This window comes from Agrobacterium genomosp. 2 str. CFBP 5494, assembly GCF_900013495.1.
GTDB lineage: Bacteria > Pseudomonadota > Alphaproteobacteria > Rhizobiales > Rhizobiaceae > Agrobacterium > Agrobacterium pusense.
Genome location: NZ_LT009719.1, coordinates 1467366 through 1485577 on the forward strand (window position 1 = coordinate 1467366; position 18212 = coordinate 1485577).

The window sequence follows — 18212 nt, forward strand, 5'->3', positions numbered from 1 at the left end:
ATTATTTGGGCGAAATTTCCAATCCATCCCCCGGCAAGGCATAGTTGTTTCTCGCGGGCGTTGCTGCCGCCCGCTATGTTGAGCACCATTCGAATTGCCGGGGGTATTCATGAAACGTCTTCTCATTATCGGAACTGCCATCGCCGCTCTTTTTTCAGTTGCGGCGCAGGCGCAGTCTCCGACTACCATTCTCAACGCGTCCTATGATGTCGCCCGCGAGGTCTTCGCGGCCGAGAACGAGGCTTTCATCAAGCAGCATCCGGGCGTAACCGTCGATCAGTCGCATGCCGGCACCTCCAAACAGGCGCGTGCCATCGTCGAGGGTCTTGAAGCCGATGTCGTCACTTTCAACCAGGTGACCGATGTCGATTTTCTGGTGAAGCAGGGTTTCGTTTCCGCTGACTGGCAGAAGGATTTCCCGAATGACGCATCGCCTTTCTATTCCTTCCCCTCCTTCCTTGTTCGCGCTGGCAACCCCAAGGGTATCAAAGACTGGGACGATCTTGTCCGCGACGACGTGAAGGTCGTTTTCCCCAATCCGAAGACCTCCGGTAACGCGCGTTACACCTATCTCGCCGCCACAGCCTACGCTAAGGAAAAGTTCAAGGGCGACGACGCGAAGGTCCAGGAATTCGTCAAGAAAATCTTCGACAATACGCCTGTTTTCGACACCGGAGGCCGCGCTGCAACCACCACTTTCGTGGAGCGTGAAATCGGTGACGTCTTGATTACCTTTGAAGCGGAGACCCGCGGCATCGCCAAACAATATGGCGCCCAGAAGGTGGAAGGCGTCGTGCCCTCCGTCAGTCTGCTGGCCGAATTCCCGGTTGCCGTGGTGGACAAGGTCGTCGACAAGCGTGGCTCTCGCGATCTGGCAAAAAGCTATCTCGACTTCCTCTATACCGAAGAGGGGCAGCGCATCGCCGCTGAATTCGGCCACCGTGTCCATAATGAAAAGGTTGTCGGTGAGTTCAAGGACAAGTTTCCGGCCATCCGCCTCATCAACGTCAATGACGTTTTCGGTGGCTGGACTAAAATCCAGAAAGAGCATTTTGCATCCGGCGCGACGCTTGATACGCTCTACGGCAGCCGCTAATCACAGTGACAGCAACATTTGAATGACCCGGCGGGAAACTGCCGGGTCGCTTTTTGATTGATGGGGGCGGGGTTTGAAGCGGAATGTTCTGCCGGGGCTGAAATTGTCCCTTGGCGTTACCCTCACCTACGTCGCCATCATTGTGCTTTTGCCGCTCTCGGCGCTTGTGTTCAAGGCGGCAAGCCTCGGGCCCGCCGAGTATTGGTCCATCATTTCCTCGCCGCGGGCCGTCGCCAGTTACCGTGTCACCGTGCTCTGCGCAGTGGCCGCAACCCTGTTCAATGTGATCTTCGGACTTGCGCTCGCCTGGGTGTTGACGCGCTACCGCTTTCCCGGCTGGCGTTTTGTCGATGCGATCGTCGATCTTCCCTTCGCGCTTCCCACCGCCGTCGCCGGCATCGCCCTGACGACGCTGTTTGCCGGCAATGGCTGGTTCGGCTCGGTGCTGGCGCAACTCGGCATCAAGGTGGCCTATACGCCGCTTGGCATCATGGTGGCGATGGCTTTTACCAGCCTGCCCTTCATCGTGCGCACCGTGCAGCCGGTGCTGGAAGACCTCGATCCGGCGCTGGAAGAAGCGGCGCAGTCGCTCGGTGGTTCCGATCTTGAAATTTTCCGCAAGATCATCCTGCCGCTCCTGACTCCGGCTCTGCTCGCCGGTCTCTCGCTCTCTTTCGCCCGCAGCCTGGGTGAATTCGGGGCAATCATCTTCATCGCCGGCAATCAGCCGTTCTCGACGGAAATCACCGCCCTGCTGATCTTCATCCGGCTCGAGGAATATGATTATCAGGCGGCAGCGGCCATCGCCTCCGTGTTGCTTATCACCGCCTTCGTAATGCTGGCGGTGACCAATTATCTGCAGGCGCGCGCGCTTCGATATACGGCGAGGGGCTGAGAAGATGAGCGGCGTTTCCTCACATCGCAAACCGCCCCGTGTCGGCGATGCACCTCTTGTGCGCCGCAGCCTGATCGCCTTCGTGCTCATCATCGGCACGCTTCTCGTTGTGGCACCGCTCGTCATCATCGGTGTCGAAGCGTTCTCGCAGGGCTGGAAGGCCTATTCGGCCACCATCACCCATCCGGATACTCGTCACGCCATTATGCTGACGGTGTTGACCGCACTGATCGCCGTGCCAGTCAATACGGCCTTCGGTGTTGCCGCGGCATGGTCCATCACAAAGTCCGATTTCCCGGGCCGGCGCTTCCTGCTGGTGCTGATCGAGATACCTTTCTCGATTTCACCGATCGTTGCCGGTGTCGCATATCTCTTCGTATATGGTTTGCAGGGCCTGTTCGGGCCGTTCCTCGACGCGCATGATATCAAGATATTGTTTGCGCTTCCCGGCATCGTTATCGCCTCAATGTTCGTGACGGCACCTTTCGTGGCGCGTGAACTCATTCCGCTCATGCAGGCGCAGGGTCGTGATCTCGAGGAGGCGGCGACCTCGCTTGGCGCATCAGGCTGGCGAACCTTCTTTTCGGTGACCTTGCCGAATATCAAATGGGCGCTGCTTTATGGTGTCGTGCTGTGCAACGCCCGCGTAATGGGGGAATTTGGCGCCGTATCGGTCGTGTCAGGCAATATTCGCGGTCAGACCAATACGCTGCCGCTGCATATCGAGCTGCTTTATCACGATTACCAGACGGCTGGCGCTTTCGCCGCGGCGTCGATCCTCGCGACCCTCGCCGTCGTCACCATCATCGCCAAGGTGGCGCTGGAACGGCGCGGCGCAGGGCGCGGGCGTAAAAAGACCAACGGCGATGCCGCCATCGCCACGGAGACCTGATTCCCATGAAAATCCGCCTCGAAAATGTGGTGAAGACCTTTGATACATTCCGTGCCGTGCGCGATGTTTCGCTTGATATCGAAAGCGGCGAGCTTCTGGCGCTGCTCGGTCCGTCAGGCTCCGGCAAGACCACGATTTTGCGCATGGTCGCCGGCCTCGAATATAGCGATGGCGGCCAGATTTTCTTCGGGGAGGAGGATGCCACCAATATTCCGGTGCGTGACCGCGGTGTGGGGTTTGTGTTCCAGCATTATGCGCTGTTTCCGCATATGACGCTCAACGAAAACATCGCCTTCGGCATGAAGGTTTCGAAGGTGAACCGGGACAGGGCGGCTATCGCCGCGCGCGTCGAAGAATTGCTGCGACTGGTGAAGCTCGATGGCCTGGGCGACCGTTTTCCCGCGCAGATTTCCGGCGGCCAACGGCAGCGCGTGGCGCTGGCGCGGGCGCTTTCGGTCGATCCCAAGGTGCTATTGCTGGATGAGCCTTTCGGAGCGCTGGACGCCAATGTGCGTCGCGACCTGCGCCGCTGGCTGCGCGAGATCCACGATTCGCTCGGCATCACGACGATTTTCGTGACGCATGACCAGGAAGAGGCGCTCGATCTGGCCGACCGGGTCGTCATTCTCAATCAGGGCGAAATCGTGCAGCAGGGCACGCCGAAGGAGGTCTGCCGCCAGCCGAACAGTGCCTTCGTCATGCGCTTTCTGGGAGACGCCAACCGGGTTGCCGGTGTGGCGCGCGGCGGAAAGGTGTATGTGGGTGAGAATGAACTGCCCTTCTCCTATGCTCAGGGCGATGGCGCGGTTGATATTTACGCGCGTCCCGGCGATCTGGAGTGGGAAGACCTGCATGACGGCATACCGGCGTCCGTGGAGCGCGTCCTTGACCGCGCCGGTGAGCGCCGGGTGATCGCCAGTACCGACGGCGGCGATATTCTGGAATTCGACGTGCCGCCCGAAAACGACGTCGCCGCCGGAGATCGCGGTTCCGTCATCATTCGCCGGGCGAAGATTTTCCCGGCGCCGTAAGGCGCCAAGGGCCTTTGCCCGCTTAAAACAGAAGTTCGAATGCGCTTTCGGCTATCAGCCTGCCGTTGATCACAAGGTCGACCCGGTGGACACCGGGATAGTGTTTGCGGGTCGTAAAATCACGTATGGCGCGGCTGATTGACAATGTACATGTCTCGCCGGGCGGAAGCTCGACTTCCTTCCACTTGAAGACCTTCGCGGAGGCATCGCCGCTCTTCTTCACATAATGCACGGCGTAATCGATCACCAGCTTTTGCCGGCTCTTCGCCGTCGAAGTGAAAGAGGCGGAAATCCGCACCGGATTGCCGAGAGCGACTTTTGCCGGCAACACCTCGAACGCCGCAAGTGTAATCTGCGCCTCCTCATGCGCCCCGAGATGGGCAAGCGCTGCGGTGTCGCCCTTCTTGATCAGCGTGCGCAAGGCCTGCCGCATGATCCAGCGTGTATGCGGGTTGTCCTTCGGCCATCCATCGATGAGCGCCAGCACAAAAGCGGGATTATCCTTGGTGATGTCGTTCAGGTGGTTGGCGACGGATTTGCGCACATAAAGCGCCTGGTCTGCTTTCATGATGTCGAGGATCGCGGTAACCGGCGAGGGATCATCGATCAGGGGCTTGAGCTGGAATGACCATGGCAGGCGAGGCCGGCAGCCTTCGCTGGCAAGCCGCCGCACATGCTCATTTTCGTGCCGTGACCAGGTTTCCATCACGGCAAGGGTGGCGGTCAGGTCCTTTTGCAGAAAATGCCGGATGGCGAATTCCGAGGAGCCAAAGCGGGTGAAATATTGCAGCGCGTCCATGGAAAGATCGAAATCATCAAGGCCGTAAAGCGCGACATACTCCGGAAGCGAAATCGAAGCGAAACCGTTGCCGATGCCGGGCGCTGCGGCTGTGAGGATTTCGATGTTGCGGGCATAGTCGCCGGGAAGTGTCGCATGCAGGCTTGTTGCCACCTGCCGCATGCGCTGCATGATGCCCAGCGCTTCAAGGTTTTCGGTGGCGAGCGCCATGAAGGCGGAAACGTCAAAGGGCGGATGGACGGCCCTGGTCTGATTGGCGATATGCTGCAGTTTCTCGTGGTTGAAGATTTCCTTCAGTGCCGGTGCCGCCGTGTCGCTCATAATGTCCCCAAAGTTCACTTTTTGTTCTTTTAAGGCAGGAGGAGATCCGAGGCAAGGGAAGACTGAGTCGCTTTCGAATACTGCTGACGGACCGAGCGCGCGCCACAAACGTCTTCTCCCCGTCCGGGGAGAAGTTCGCGGTAGCGGGATGAGAGGGCAAGGTCAGCGAAAAGTCGCGAGCTTGCCCCCTCATCCGGCACTTCGGGCCACCTTCTCCGCGGCGGGAGAAGAATTTTCTGGGAAAATCAGCTCATCTGGCTGACGAACTTCGTCTCCAGATAGGCTTGGACCGCTTCGGAGCCGCCTTCCGTGCCATAACCGGAGTCCTTGATGCCGCCAAAGGGGACTTCGGGAAGAGCAAGGCCGTTGTGGTTGATGGTCAGCATGCCGGCCTCGACCTGTTGGCCAAGCGCGTGCGCGGTCTTGACCGAACCGGTGAAGGCATAGGATGCAAGGCCGAAGGGCAGGCGGTTCGCCTCGGTGATGGCGTCATCGAAGCTTGAGAACCGGTTGATAATGGCGACCGGGCCGAAGGGCTCGTCATTCATGATCTTGGCTGATGTCGGCACATTGGCGAGAACCGTCGGCTCGAAGAAATTGCCCTTGTTACCGATGCGGCGGCCGCCGGTCTTCAATTCACCGCCATGCGAAACGGCGTCGTTGATGAGGCCTTCCAGCGCCGGGATGCGACGCTCATTGGCGAGCGGGCCCATCACGACACCATCTTCCAGGCCATTGCCCACCTTGATCGCCTTGGTTGCTTCCACAAAACCTTCAAGGAACCGATCGGCCACACCGTCCTGCACAAGGAAGCGGGTAGGGGCGACACAGACCTGGCCGGCATTGCGGAACTTGGCAAGCGAGGTGACTTCGATGGCCTTGTCGATATCGGCGTCGTCGAAGATCATGACAGGCGCATGGCCGCCCAGTTCCATCGTTGCGCGCTTCATGTGCCTGCCGGCCAGTGCAGCCAGATGCTTGCCAACGGGCGTGGAGCCTGTGAACGATATCTTGCGAATGACCGGATGCGGAATGAGATATTCCGAAATCTCTGACGGTACGCCATAAACGAGGCCGACGACGCCCGCCGGAACGCCGGCATCAACAAAGGCGCGGATGAGTTCGGCAGGCGACGCCGGCGTCTCTTCCGGCGCCTTGACGATGATGGAGCAGCCGGTTGCAAGCGCGGCGGAAAGCTTGCGGACGATCTGGTTGATCGGGAAATTCCATGGCGTAAACGCTGCAACGGGTCCGACCGGCAGCTTGATGGCAAGCTGTGAGACACCGGTTACCCGCGCCGGGATGACCTGCCCATAGGTGCGGCGCGCCTCTTCTGCGAACCAGTCGATGGTGTCGGCTGCACCCATGATTTCAGTGGCGGACTGCGCCAGCGGCTTGCCCTGTTCGCGGGTCATGATGTAGGCGATCTTGTCCTTGCGCTCGCGCAGTATGTCGGCCGCCCTGCGCATGATCTTGGAACGCTCAAAGGGCGAGGTGTCGCGCCACACCTTGAAACCCCGCTCGGCGGCGGTGAGCGCCAGATCGAGGTCTTCCTTCTCGGCATGCGCAATCGCGCCGATGATTTCGTCCGTCGCCGGATCGGAGACGGCGATTGTCTTACCGGAAACGGCATCGCGCCATTCGCCACCAATGAGAAGTTTGATGTCGGGATAGGTGTGCATAGGGGCTACCTTCATGATGCGGCCGATACGGCGCATGCCGCCCGGCCCGGAGAGGTGAACAGAATTTTCCTGGCCGGACGAAATCCGGCGTCGCGGCTTTCGCAGCGTGGAACAGGTGTCTGGGCTTTTCCGGCGGAGGTCGTGGACTGCCGGAAACGGAAACGACAGTGCTTATATTAAGTTCCGGGCGGTATGTTTCAACCGCTTGCCCGAGGTAATGCCATGATTTTTATGTGACGCGGAACCATCATTAGCCGTTTGTGCCGTCATGGAAGTCGATGCCGTTTTCCGGCCGCAACGGCGGGCGCGAATCACGTTGCTGCGCAAGGAAACGGTGGAAATTTGGCCACAATTCGGCCGTGGTCACGCTGGACGGATCAGGGGCGGGCGGTGCGCGGCGTTGCCGGTTGCGTCATAACAGGGCGCGCAACGTCAAAAAGTACAATAAGACGGAAAAATTATCCAAAGGGTTTACTCAATACCTAGAGAAAATACGGATAAAATCTCAGTGAGGATATAACATCGGTTCCTGATATATATGCTGTTGGCGGTTCCCTTGACCTTCCAGGGTTGGCGAAAACCCTCGACCTGAACGTTATCGATGGAGAAACATTATGAATTTCGCCCGGGTACTTCTCAGTGCGTTCATGTCGCTCGTGTGGCTTTCCTGTGCCGAGGCGGGAAACATAGCCAAGCCGCAGGGCAAGCCGATATTAACCATATCCGGCAACATCACCAACACCAATACCGACGGAGCTGCGGAATTTGACCGCGACATGCTGGAAGCGCTCGGCATGGACACCGTGGAGACGACGACACCGTGGCACGACGGGCGTGTCCGCTTTGACGGTGTGTCGCTTGCCAAGCTGATGGATGTCGTCGGCGCAAAGGGCACCAGTGTCACGGCGGTGGCTCTCAACGACTATGTAAGCACGATACCGGTTGAAGACTTTAAGAAATTCAATGTTATCCTCGCCATCAAACTGGATGGCAACTATATGACAGTACGCGAAAAGGGCCCGTTGTTTGTCATCTATCCCTATGACAGCGACCCGGAACTGCAGAAGCAGACTTATTATTCGCGGTCCGCATGGCAAGTTGCCAAACTGATAGTGGAATAAAGGTGCCGTTTGCGAAAACTTGTGGCGGTGATCATCTGTTGCTTCGTCCTGGCAACGGGCTATATCGCTTTCGTCATTGCCGAGCGGCAGACCGCTCTGCAGAAGTTCGCCCGCTATAATGACTCATGGGCCGTCAGCCAGACCGTAGCCGAATATCTGCGCCTCCAGAATAAACTCGCCGTGTTCGCGCTTAATCCCGGCAGGGTTGACCGGGATGAATTGCAGCTGCGTCTGGATATCATGCTCAGTCGCCTGGAGCTGTTGAAGCAGGGCAACCTCGGCGCTTTCATCAATGAAAAGCAGCAATGGCGGGATCTGGTAACCCGCCTTGACGCCGTTCTGGCGCGTCTCGAACAGCAGATAAACAGCTTGAATTCGAGCGATGTGCCGGATCTTCTTGCCGCGATGAGCGCGCTGGATGCGCCGATGACGACGCTCGCCTCGTCTTCCGTCGCGTATGATGTGAATCTGATCGATACCGCCCATGAGGATGTCCGCAAGCTCCACATCGTCTATACGGCGCTGGCTGGCGGTCTCATCCTCTGCGGCATCGCGCTTGTCATATTGCTGCTTCGCCAGAACGATCTCCTGAACCGCGCGCAGAAAAGCATGCGCGGGCTGACGGACGATCTGCGCGCCGCGACGCTGGAGTTGCAGGCAAAAAATGTCCGTCTGGAGCATGATGCCTATCACGATGCGCTGACGGGCCTGCCGAACCGGGCGCTGTTCCGGCAGGAACTGATCGAGCGGCTGCGCCGGTCCTTCGGTGGCACCGGTACGACAGCCATATTGTTGCTCGATCTCGACGGGTTCAAGGATGTCAACGACACGCTCGGCCACGATGCAGGCGATGCGCTGCTTCAGGCCGTGGCGCAGCGCCTCTCGGCCATCGGCGGCGATTATGACATGGTTTGCCGCCTTGGAGGCGATGAGTTCGCGGTTGTCTCCGACGATCTGAATGAGGACGCCGCGCGCCGTCTTGCCACCAAGCTCATCGATCAGATCAGCCGCACCTATCAGCTGGGTGAGCAGGAGGTCAAAATCGGCACCTGCATCGGCATCGCCATATCGCACGGTGCAGTGGATGCGGATGAATTGTTCAAGCGGGCGGATCTGGCGCTTTACGAGGCGAAAGCCATCGGTCCGGGCCGTGCGAGCGTTTTCAAGGTTCGGATGCAGAAGCAGCTGACCGAGAAGAAATCCTTCGAAGCCGATCTGCAGACGGCACTGCAGAACGACGAGATGGAAGTTTATTACCAGCCGCAGGTGGCGACGCAGACACGCAAGCTCTGCGGCTTCGAGGCGTTGCTTCGCTGGAAACATCCGGTGCGCGGCGATGTGCCCCCCAGTGTGTTCATTCCCGTCGCGGAAAGAACCGGTCTCATCCATTCGCTCGGAAAGTGGGTGATGGAAACCGCCTGCCGCGAGGCGATGGGCTGGGACGAGGACATGAAGGTGGCCGTCAATCTGTCGCCCGTTCAGTTCCACAGTACCAACCTTATTCAAAACGTCATGGGCGCGCTTGAGAAAAGCGGACTGGAACCAAGCCGGCTCGAACTTGAGATCAACCAATCGATCCTGCTCAACAAGAGCGACCAGACGATCAACACGCTGTCGCGGCTGAAGGCAGTCGGCATCAAGATCGCCATGGATGATTTCGGCACTGGCTATTCATCGCTCGCCAATCTGCGCGGCGTCCCCTTCGACAAGATCAAGATCGACCGATCCTTTCTGCGCGATATCACCAGCGACCGGGATGCGCTGGCGATCGTGGAATTCGTGGTCGGCGTTGGCCGCAGTTTGCGAATGACGACGATTGCGGAAGGTATCGAGACGGAAGAGCAATATGAATGCGTCAGGCGTCTGGGATGCGACCAGGTTCAGGGATATCTGATCAGCAGGCCGCTGCCGGCCAAGGAGCTCGTCGCCTGGAGCTCTGCCTGAGACGCCTGTCCTGGCGGCCATTGGAATTTTTACCAAATGATACTGTCGCTCGCGAAAACCCATACCGGTTACCGCAACGATGCTGTAGAGCATTTTCGGTTGATACGGGACCGTTGCGGCGAGACGACCGGATTTTGCGAAAAGGCTTGAGATATGGAAATACTGGACGTGCATGGAGTTGCCCTGCCTCTTTCTTCCGATGAGGTGTCGCCCGTCATCTGGCAGGCGCTGACCGACGGCAGCTACGAGGCGAAGGAGGCCCGCAGCGTCCTGAAAGCCATCAAGCCAGGTGATCGGGTGCTGGAGCTGGGTTCCGGTATCGGGATCATTACGTCGATCATTGCAGGCATCAAGGATGTTTCCGTATGGGCTTTCGAGGCCAACCCCGCGACTGCGGCGCTGGCCGAGCGGGTGATCAAGGCCAATTGCCGGGGCAACGTCGTGTTTTCGCAGGGGCTTCTTACCGCCGACGAGCCGAGCTCCTATTCTTTTTACGTTCGCAGGGATCTCTGGATGTCGTCCATGGACGAAAATCAGGGTCCCTATGAAAAACGCATCGAAATCTCCTCCGCCAACATCGATGAATTCATCGCGAGCCGCGGCATTACAGCGCTCGTCATGGATATCGAGGGTGCGGAACGCGATCTGCTTGGCAGGGCCGACTTGAGCGGCGTGGAGCGGATATTCGTCGAGCTGCACGACCACCTCTACGGTCTTGCCGGCGTCCGCGACATCATGCAGGCACTCACCGCCAAGGGTTATGCCTATGATCCGCGCGGCTCTCGCGGTCCTTGCGTGCTGTTTTCCCGGGATGACAGCCCGAGGGAATACGATCCCGAGGTGGATTGAAAGCCGGGCATCTCAAGCCAAGGGCGACGTTGGAGAGTTTGTTTCAAGCTGCGGGCAGGCGCTAAGCGTTCTGCGCGCAATCATTTACCAACCGCTTGAGCCATCTGGCGCAACCTTTGGCGCTTCATGCCGTTTGGTGCCCGTGCCGCAATTTATCTGGCAGCGGGCAGCTCTATTATTGCAAAAAATGCAATTCATTCCGAATTATTATTGTAATTGTTGAAGCCATTTTCCTGCGTCATTATCCCTCCATCAAACCGGCGCACAACAGGATGCACCTGAGATTCCAACGCAACCGAAGGAGAAACGATCATGGGCTTTGTTAAGACGACAGACGGAACCGAAATCTTCTACAAGGACTGGGGCCCGAAGGATGCCCAGCCGATCGTTTTCCACCATGGCTGGCCGCTCTCGTCCGATGACTGGGATGCGCAGATGCTGTTCTTCGTCTCCAAGGGTTTTCGTGTTGTCGCCCATGACCGCCGTGGTCACGGCCGTTCCGCCCAGGTTGCCGATGGTCACGACATGGACCACTACGCCGCGGACGCCTTCGCCGTCGTCGAAGCGCTGGATCTGAAGAATGCCGTCCATATCGGCCATTCCACCGGTGGCGGCGAAGTTGCGCGTTATGTCGCCAAGCATGGCGAACCCGCCGGCCGTGTCGCCAAGGCGGTTCTCGTTTCCGCCGTACCGCCGATCATGGTCAAGACCGAAGCCAATCCGGAAGGCCTGCCGATGGAGGTTTTTGACGGCTTCCGCTCAGCGCTTGCCGCAAACCGTGCGCAGTTCTTCCGCGACGTGCCGGCCGGCCCGTTCTATGGCTTCAACCGCGATGGCGCGACCGTGCATGAAGGCGTGATCCAGAACTGGTGGCGTCAGGGAATGATGGGTGGTGCAAAGGCCCATTACGACGGCATCAAGGCCTTCTCGGAAACCGACCAGACCGATGACCTGAAGAATATCAGCGTTCCGACGCTTGTTCTGCACGGTGAAGACGACCAGATCGTTCCGATCGCCGACTCCGCTCACAAGTCGGTGAAGCTGCTGAAAAACGGCACGCTGAAGACCTATCCCGGTTTCTCGCATGGCATGCTCACCGTCAATGCCGATGTGCTGAACGCCGATCTGCTGGCCTTCATCAAGGGCTGATACTTTTGCGACATCACAATGCGGCCGATCATTCGGCCGCATTTTGCGTTTCGCATCAGGCGAGGCGGCCTCGCCAGACATTGCGGTAAGAGGTGAGACCGGGAATGTCGTGCGGCGTGAAATGGCGCTCTCGACCGGCAAGCGGTTTGATGCCGGTAAGCAGGGCCGCGCCCGCGCTGGTGCCGGTTGATCCTTCGACCGCCGTTACGTCCGTCTCTGCAAAGCCGGCCAGCGCCTTCAGATAAAGGGCGTTGCTGGCGAAAGGGCCTTCGACAAGGATGGGACCTTTCCGCCCGATGAGCGAAAGGCTGAATTCCGTCATCAACGCCAGGTAAAGCGATGTCGCCGCGTGTCGCTCTGCAGCGGTGGCGTTTTTATCGCCGAGCCACTGCGTCGTCTTGTCCGGAAACGGGCCGGAGCCGCTGACAACACTCGGCAGCAGCATCATGCCCCTGGCCACAACGCCGCCGAGAGCTGCGTCTATTGCTTCGTCTTTTGCTTCTCCGAATTGCTGTGCCAGCATTTCATATTCCCTGCCGCCCATGAAGCGGGAGGAGGGAACGGGACGGCCGAAAGCATCGACATTCAGGAGTGTGTCGCGGATGGGATCGAGCGCACCCGCCGAGCCGCCAATGGCGAAATTCACCACCCAGGTGCCGGTGGAGACGACCGAAAAATCACCGTCGCGGCGCAGAAGATGCGGCAGGAGCGAGGCGTTGGAATCGTGGATTCCACAATAAACCGGCATATGCGGCGAAAGGCCGGTTTCGATTGCCAGTGATTGGTGGATTGTACCCAGGACATCGAAAGCGGAGCGGACCGGCGCCATTAACGTCTCGATACCGAGACGCTCGACGAGCGAGGAGAAGCTCTTCCGGCGCGGGTTCCAGAGATCGGTATGACAGCCGAGCGAGGTCGTTTCCGTGGCCCGAATGCCGGTCAGGCGTCCCGCCCAATATTGTGGATAGGTAACAATGCTGCGCACCCTGGCGAAATCGTTCGGAAAGGCCGTCTTCTGGAAATGGATTTGCGCGCCAAGGTTCAGCCCGGCGGGAAGCTGTGGTGAACCGCTCTCGGCAAAATCGGGCCGGATGTTGTGATAGGCTTCCTCAATGGCTGCGGGATAGCTGTGTTCATAATCGAGCACAGGCATGGCGAGGTCGCCGTTCCCATCGAGAAGTGCTGCCGAAGCGCCATGGGTCGTGATGGAAATCGCATCGAAGCCGGGCTTCTGGCCGAAACGCTGAAGCGTGGAGAGAATGAAGCGCCAGAGCATCTCCACATCGTAATGCGGATAAATTCCATCGCGGAGGACAGGGTTCGCCTGTTTTTTGCTGGCAATCTCCTCGCCGCTGCCGGTGTCGATGACGACGACCTTGGCGTTGGTCTTGCCGATATCGATGACCGCGACGCGGTCCGGTCTGGTGCTCTTGCTCATGGCAGATGGAACACCGTCACCAGGTCTTTTGCGACCGGCGAATTATCGGGATTGCTCTCCATGATATCGGCCATGTGGGCCCACCACTTTTTCATCACGGGATGCTCTGGCAGAGCCGCCATGCGATGGGTCTTCGGGCGCGTCAGCACGCCGAAAAGGATGTTGGTTTCCGGGTCGAGATGAATGGAATAGTCACTCACCCCTGCCTCGTGCAGCAGTGTCACCAGTTCCGGCCATATCTCGTCATGGCGCTTTTTATATTCGGCCTCTTTTCCCGGAAAGAGTTTCATCTTGAAGGCGTATTTTTCGAGTTCCGTCATGGCTCAGCTTCTCATGGACCGAAGGCGGCGGACAACGATGGGGATGGCGATGGTGATGATCAGCAGCAGGCCGACGAAGATCGACATGACGATGCCGGGCACATTTAAAAGACCAAGCCCGAAGGTGACGAGGCCCATGACGAAGGCTGCGATGACGACGCCTGCGATGGTGCCGGAGCCACCGAGGATCGACACGCCGCCCAGCACAACCATCGTGACGACCTCCAGCTCCCAGCCCTGAGCAATCGACGGCCGCGTCGAACCGAGCCGCGAGGTAAGGCAGACGGCGGCAATACCGCTCATCAGGCCCGTGAGCAGGAAGAGGATGAACTTCACCCGCTCGACGGGGATGCCGGAGAAACGGGCGGCGAACGGGTTGTTGCCGATCACATAGACCTGCCGGCCAAAATTGGTGGCATGCAGCAGAACGGCGAAGAGAATGGCCATGGCGATAAACAGGACGAATTCGAACGAAATCACCCAGAAGACGTAACCCTGGCCGAAATAGGCGAAATCGGCGGGGTATTTGCCATAGGCCTGATCACCCAGCACCATGTAGGAAATGCCGCGAAACAGGCTCATGGTACCGATGGTGACGACGATGGACGGCAGTTTCAGCCCAGCGACCAGGAAACCGTTGAAGGCGCCGCACAAAAGCCCGGTGCCGATGCCGATCGCAACAAGGCCCGGCGTGCCGGCGCCCATCTGCGCCGCAGCGCCCATGGCGGTGGACGCGAGCGCGATGATGGCGGCGACCGAGAGATCGATCTCACCGGCGATGATCAGCAGCGCCATGGCAAATGCGATGATGGCCTTTTCCGTGAAATTGAAGGTCGCATCAGACAGGTTCCAGGCATTGAGGAAATAGGGCGAGGCCAGCGAATTTGCGATGAAGATCAGGATCGCGACGCCGAGCAGCAGCACTTCCCAGCTGCCCATGATGCGACGTAGAGGTGTTCCCAGCTTGTCTGGAATGATGCGCGGGCTTTGTGTTGAATGGGATGGCGTGCTCATGCTGCGGCCTCCGTGGGCTGATCACCTGCGGCGCGGTCCCGCAGGATGATGCGGCCTTTCCTGGCTTCGGCGCGGGCGTTGAAGACGACGGCGAGCACGATGACGACGCCTGATATCGCCATCTGCGCGAAGGGCGAGATGCCAATGACGGGAAGCGCGTTCTTGATGACGCCGAGGAACAGCGCGCCAAGCACGGCACCCGCCACCGAACCGATGCCGCCCGCAATCGAAATGCCGCCGATCACATTTGCCGCCACGCTGTCCAGTTCGAAGCCGGCGGCGATGTCGACATAGGCAACCGCGTAACGCGACACCCAGAGATAGCTGGCGAGACCGGCGAGCGCGCCCGAGAGCACGAAGGCGAAGAAGCGGGTGCGGCCGACATCGATGCCCGCATAAACGGCTGCACTCGGATTACCGCCCGAGGCATAAGCGGAGCGGCCGAAGGAAGTCCGGCCGAGCACCAGCCAGGCGCCGGCGATGATGAGGATCGCCACCCAGGAAAGGACCGGCATGCCGAGAATCATGGTGCGCGGCACGTTGAGGAAAGTGGGGGATAGCTGGTGCGCATTCACCCAGCCGCCGCCCGAAAGCACGAAGGCCATGCCGCGATAGATGGTGAGTGTACCAAGCGTGACGACGATGGGCGGAATGCCGAGCCACCAGACCAGAACGCCGTTGAGCGAGCCGAGAAACGCGCCGATGCCGACAGCCATGACGATAAGAAGCGGCAGCGGAATGCCCGGAAAGGCAGCGTTGGTCATCGCCACCGCCATACCGGTAAAGGCAAGATTGGCTGCTACCGAGAGGTCGATGGATTTTGTAAGGATGACCGCCATCTGGCCCAGCGCCAGAATGATGAGAATGGAGGTATCGTTGAAGATGTTGACGAGATTGCCGGGCCGGCCGAAGCCGGGGGCGCGCATCGCAAAACCGGCGATCATGACGATGATGATACCCGCCAGCAGCCATTCGCGGTTTTTGAGTAGACGTTGCATGTTAGCCCCTCTCAGGCATTGCCGGTGGCGGCGCGCACCAGCTTTTCCGGGGAAAAATCGGCGCGTTCGAACTGGCCCGCCATCAGGCCTTCGCGCATGACGATGGCGCGGTCGGACATGCCGAGGATTTCGGGAAGTTCGGACGAGATCATGATGATCGACAGGCCTTCGGCCGCGAGCTCGCTGATGAAGCCGTGCACCGCTGCCTTGGAGCCGATATCGATGCCCTTTGTCGGCTCATCGAGGATGATGACCTTTGGCTGGGTGGCGAGCCATTTGCCGATCACCACCTTCTGCTGGTTGCCGCCTGAAAGTGTACCGACCGGCACCGAAAGGGCGGCGGCGCGCAGATCGAGCCGCGAGGCATATTTGCGCGCAAGCGCGAATTCGTTGGCGGCGGCCAGAAAGCCCTTGCGCGAGGTGCGTGTGAGTGAAGGCAGCGACATGTTCTGGTAGATCGGCATGTCGAGCGCCAGACCGTGGCGGCCGCGTTCCTCCGGCACGTAGACGATACCGGCGCGGATGGCATCTTCCGGCGAGCGGATTGTGATGGGTTGGCCGTTCAACATCACTTCACCCGATGCCGGGCGGGTGATGCCGAACAGCGACTGGCAAAGCTCCGAACGCCCGGCGCCGATCAGCCCGTAAAGGCCAAGAATTTCGCCCTTGCGTAACTCGAGAGAGATATCGCGAAACTCGGTCTGATGAGAGTAATCGCGGACTGAAAGAACCGTGGGACCCAGCGTAACAGCCTGCTTTGGAAAGGCATTCGTTACATCACGGCCAACCATCAGCCGAACGATTTCATCCTGCGGGGTGGTCGTGAGCGTGCCGGCGCCCACCATCCTGCCGTCCCGGAAGACGGCATAGTTTTCCGCAATCTCATAGACCTCGTCGAATTTGTGGCTGATGAAGAGAATAGCCTTGCCCTGCCGCTTCAGGTTTTCGACGATGCGGAAGAGATCATCGATTTCCTTGCGCGAAAGGGCGGCGGTCGGTTCGTCCATGATGACGATGCGCGCCTCGACCGACAGGGCGCGGGCAATGGCGACGAGGTGGCGCTGTGCGATCGACAGGTCTTTCAGCCGGATCGTCGGATCGATGGTGCTTTCCAGCTGTTCCAGCAGAATTCTGGCACGCGCATTGATGGTCTTCCAGTCGATCAGGCCAAAACGGCCTTTTGGCGCATGGCCGAGGAAGATGTTTTCGCCGACCGAAAGCTCATCGAACAGCACGGTTTCCTGATGAATGGCAGTGACGCCTGCATCGATGGCATCCTGTGCGCTGTGGAAGTGGACAGTCTTGCCATCCAGCAGGATTTCGCCTTCGTTCGGGCGATAGATGCCGGTGAGGATCTTGACGAGCGTGGATTTGCCCGCGCCGTTCTCGCCGATCAGCGCGGTAACCTTGCCGGGGTATAGCGCGATATCGACGCTATCAAGCGCTTTCACGCCAGGGAATATCTGGCTGATGCCGCGCATTTCCAGAATGGGCGTGGGGCTGGGGGCTTCTGCAGCGTTTAGGATTTGGGTTTCAGCGCGCATCGTCAGGTCTTACCGGTCGGTTTTGAGTGAAGTGATTGGGGCCACCCCCCTCTGCCCTCGGTCAGCAGCTTCTCAGATCAAAAAATCTTCGAAAACTGGTCGATATTCTTCGCGTCATAAATAAACGGATCAGCCATGGCCGCTTCGCTGTTTTCGCCAACCTTGATCTTGCCCATGCGGCCGGCTTCAATTTCCGAGCCCGGCTTGCCGTCGGTTTCGCCCTTCACGAGGCGATAGGCGATCTGGGTGGCGGAATAGCCGAGGTCGATGGGGTTCCAGATGGCGAATTCCTTGGTCGCGCCCGACTTGATGGCGCCGGCCATTTCGGAAGGCAGGCCAAGACCGGTGACATAGACCTGACCGATCTTGCCGGCATCCTTCACGGCCTGCGAAGCGGCGAGAACGCCGACCGTCGTCGGCGCGACGATGACCTTCACATTCGGCTGCGATGAGAGAAGGCCCTGAGCTTCGCGGTAGCTCTTGTCGGCGAGGTCGTCGCCATAGACCGTCGTGACGAGGTTGAGGCCAGGGAAGTCCTTCAGCTGCTTCTTCATCTCATCGATCCAGATGTTCTGGTTCGTGGACGTGGTGGTGGCCGAAAGAATGGCGAAATCGCCCTTGCCGCCTTCCAGATGCGATGCTGCGAGCTGCAGGCACATTTTGCCGATCAGCGCGTTGGACGAGGGGTTGAGCTGAAGAATGCGTCCTTCGGGCGCAACGCCGGAATCCCAGGAAATCACCTTGATGCCGCGCTGCGCCGCCTTCTTCAGCGCCGGAACCACGGCGTCGGGATCGTTGGCGGAAATGGCAATGGCATCGACGCCCTGCGCGATCAGCGAATTGATGACTTCGATCTGGCCTTCCGCCGTTGTGCTGGTCGGGCCGGTATAGATGATCTCGACTCCGCCGAGGTCCTTTGCGGCCTCCTGTGCGCCCTTGTTGGCGGCTTCGAAAAAGCCGTTGCCAAGCGATTTCACCACCAGCGCGATCTTCACGTCGGCGGCCTGTGCAACGCCGCCGAGGCCGGCTACGGAGAGTGCCGCGCCGAGCGCGAGTACGCTCGTTAATGTTCTGCGTGTAAGTTTCATGTCCCTTTTCCTCCCGTTTTTGAACCTTGCA

16 protein-coding genes are annotated in these 18212 nt (G+C 59.2%); 8 read left to right on the forward strand and 8 right to left on the reverse strand.

Annotated features, from left to right (window positions below):
• Positions 1–109 precede the first annotated feature (109 nt).
• From cysP to AGR2A_RS21640, 4 genes are all read left to right on the forward strand, one after another.
• Complete coding sequence (cysP, locus tag AGR2A_RS21625; RefSeq protein ID WP_072493172.1) at positions 110–1096, forward strand: thiosulfate ABC transporter substrate-binding protein CysP; 987 nt, start codon at positions 110–112, stop codon at positions 1094–1096.
• Positions 1097–1169: 73 nt separating this feature from the next.
• Positions 1170–1991 (forward strand): sulfate ABC transporter permease subunit CysT, encoded by an 822-nt coding sequence (cysT, locus tag AGR2A_RS21630; RefSeq protein WP_072493171.1) that lies wholly within the window; start codon positions 1170–1172, stop codon positions 1989–1991.
• Between the two features lie 4 nt (positions 1992–1995).
• The gene (cysW, locus tag AGR2A_RS21635; RefSeq protein WP_072493170.1) at positions 1996–2883 is read left to right on the forward strand and encodes a sulfate ABC transporter permease subunit CysW; all 888 of its coding nucleotides are present in this window, start codon (positions 1996–1998) and stop codon (positions 2881–2883) included.
• 5 nt (positions 2884–2888) lie between these two features.
• A complete protein-coding gene (locus tag AGR2A_RS21640) occupies positions 2889–3914 on the forward strand; it encodes a sulfate/molybdate ABC transporter ATP-binding protein (protein ID WP_006698485.1) in 1026 nt (341 codons plus the stop codon).
• Positions 3915–3936: 22 nt separating this feature from the next.
• Here AGR2A_RS21640 and AGR2A_RS21645 read toward each other — a convergent pair whose 3' ends face one another.
• Both AGR2A_RS21645 and AGR2A_RS21650 read right to left on the reverse strand, forming a co-directional pair.
• Entirely contained in the window at positions 3937–5034 is a 1098-nt protein-coding gene (locus AGR2A_RS21645) for a DNA alkylation repair protein (protein ID WP_072493169.1), read from the reverse strand.
• A gap of 245 nt (positions 5035–5279) precedes the next feature.
• Entirely contained in the window at positions 5280–6716 is a 1437-nt protein-coding gene (locus AGR2A_RS21650) for an NAD-dependent succinate-semialdehyde dehydrogenase (RefSeq protein WP_006698483.1), read from the reverse strand.
• A gap of 614 nt (positions 6717–7330) precedes the next feature.
• Between AGR2A_RS21650 and AGR2A_RS21655 the strand changes: the two genes are divergently transcribed.
• From AGR2A_RS21655 to AGR2A_RS21670, 4 genes are all read left to right on the forward strand, one after another.
• The gene (locus tag AGR2A_RS21655) at positions 7331–7837 is read left to right on the forward strand and encodes a conserved exported protein of unknown function (protein ID WP_022562939.1); all 507 of its coding nucleotides are present in this window, start codon (positions 7331–7333) and stop codon (positions 7835–7837) included.
• Positions 7838–7858: 21 nt separating this feature from the next.
• Positions 7859–9781 carry a putative bifunctional diguanylate cyclase/phosphodiesterase gene (locus AGR2A_RS21660; RefSeq protein ID WP_286079591.1) on the forward strand — a complete coding sequence of 641 codons (1923 nt, stop codon included), beginning with the start codon at positions 7859–7861 and terminating at the stop codon, positions 9779–9781.
• A gap of 153 nt (positions 9782–9934) precedes the next feature.
• Complete coding sequence (locus AGR2A_RS21665) at positions 9935–10630, forward strand: FkbM family methyltransferase (RefSeq protein WP_006698480.1); 696 nt, start codon at positions 9935–9937, stop codon at positions 10628–10630.
• 312 nt (positions 10631–10942) lie between these two features.
• On the forward strand, positions 10943–11779 hold the full coding sequence (locus AGR2A_RS21670; RefSeq protein WP_080823335.1) for an alpha/beta fold hydrolase: 837 nt from the start codon (positions 10943–10945) through the stop codon (positions 11777–11779).
• A gap of 55 nt (positions 11780–11834) precedes the next feature.
• Here the strand turns inward: AGR2A_RS21670 and AGR2A_RS21675 are convergent, their stop codons facing one another.
• The 6 genes from AGR2A_RS21675 to rhaS all read right to left on the reverse strand — a co-directional run bounded on the left by AGR2A_RS21675 (position 11835) and on the right by rhaS (position 18181).
• Positions 11835–13217, reverse strand: coding sequence for an FGGY-family carbohydrate kinase (locus AGR2A_RS21675; protein ID WP_072493168.1), 1383 nt, complete (start codon positions 13215–13217; stop codon positions 11835–11837).
• On the reverse strand, positions 13214–13537 hold the full coding sequence (gene rhaM, locus AGR2A_RS21680) for an L-rhamnose mutarotase (RefSeq protein ID WP_004445557.1): 324 nt from the start codon (positions 13535–13537) through the stop codon (positions 13214–13216). Before rhaM ends, AGR2A_RS21675 begins: the two co-directional genes overlap by 4 nt.
• 3 nt (positions 13538–13540) lie before the next feature.
• Complete coding sequence (locus AGR2A_RS21685; RefSeq protein WP_072493167.1) at positions 13541–14551, reverse strand: ABC transporter permease; 1011 nt, start codon at positions 14549–14551, stop codon at positions 13541–13543.
• Positions 14548–15549, reverse strand: coding sequence for an ABC transporter permease (locus tag AGR2A_RS21690; RefSeq protein WP_072493166.1), 1002 nt, complete (start codon positions 15547–15549; stop codon positions 14548–14550). Before AGR2A_RS21690 ends, AGR2A_RS21685 begins: the two co-directional genes overlap by 4 nt.
• An 11-nt stretch (positions 15550–15560) precedes the next feature.
• Positions 15561–17093 (reverse strand): sugar ABC transporter ATP-binding protein, encoded by a 1533-nt coding sequence (locus AGR2A_RS21695; protein ID WP_080823336.1) that lies wholly within the window; start codon positions 17091–17093, stop codon positions 15561–15563.
• Between the two features lie 77 nt (positions 17094–17170).
• On the reverse strand, positions 17171–18181 hold the full coding sequence (rhaS, locus tag AGR2A_RS21700) for a rhamnose ABC transporter substrate-binding protein (RefSeq protein WP_006698473.1): 1011 nt from the start codon (positions 18179–18181) through the stop codon (positions 17171–17173).
• Positions 18182–18212: the final 31 nt, after the last annotated feature.

Coding starts and splice junctions, on each gene's coding strand:
- cysP (WP_072493172.1), top strand. CDS start 110: ATGAAACGTCTTCTCATTATCGGAACTGCCATCGCCGCTCTTTTTTCA.
- cysW (WP_072493170.1), top strand. CDS start 1,996: ATGAGCGGCGTTTCCTCACATCGCAAACCGCCCCGTGTCGGCGATGCA.
- AGR2A_RS21640 (WP_006698485.1), top strand. CDS start 2,889: ATGAAAATCCGCCTCGAAAATGTGGTGAAGACCTTTGATACATTCCGT.
- AGR2A_RS21645 (WP_072493169.1), bottom strand. CDS start 5,034: ATGAGCGACACGGCGGCACCGGCACTGAAGGAAATCTTCAACCACGAG.
- AGR2A_RS21650 (WP_006698483.1), bottom strand. CDS start 6,716: ATGCACACCTATCCCGACATCAAACTTCTCATTGGTGGCGAATGGCGC.
- AGR2A_RS21655 (WP_022562939.1), top strand. CDS start 7,331: ATGAATTTCGCCCGGGTACTTCTCAGTGCGTTCATGTCGCTCGTGTGG.
- AGR2A_RS21665 (WP_006698480.1), top strand. CDS start 9,935: ATGGAAATACTGGACGTGCATGGAGTTGCCCTGCCTCTTTCTTCCGAT.
- AGR2A_RS21670 (WP_080823335.1), top strand. CDS start 10,943: ATGGGCTTTGTTAAGACGACAGACGGAACCGAAATCTTCTACAAGGAC.
- AGR2A_RS21675 (WP_072493168.1), bottom strand. CDS start 13,217: ATGAGCAAGAGCACCAGACCGGACCGCGTCGCGGTCATCGATATCGGC.
- rhaM (WP_004445557.1), bottom strand. CDS start 13,537: ATGACGGAACTCGAAAAATACGCCTTCAAGATGAAACTCTTTCCGGGA.
- AGR2A_RS21685 (WP_072493167.1), bottom strand. CDS start 14,551: ATGAGCACGCCATCCCATTCAACACAAAGCCCGCGCATCATTCCAGAC.
- AGR2A_RS21690 (WP_072493166.1), bottom strand. CDS start 15,549: ATGCAACGTCTACTCAAAAACCGCGAATGGCTGCTGGCGGGTATCATC.
- AGR2A_RS21695 (WP_080823336.1), bottom strand. CDS start 17,093: ATGCGCGCTGAAACCCAAATCCTAAACGCTGCAGAAGCCCCCAGCCCC.
- rhaS (WP_006698473.1), bottom strand. CDS start 18,181: ATGAAACTTACACGCAGAACATTAACGAGCGTACTCGCGCTCGGCGCG.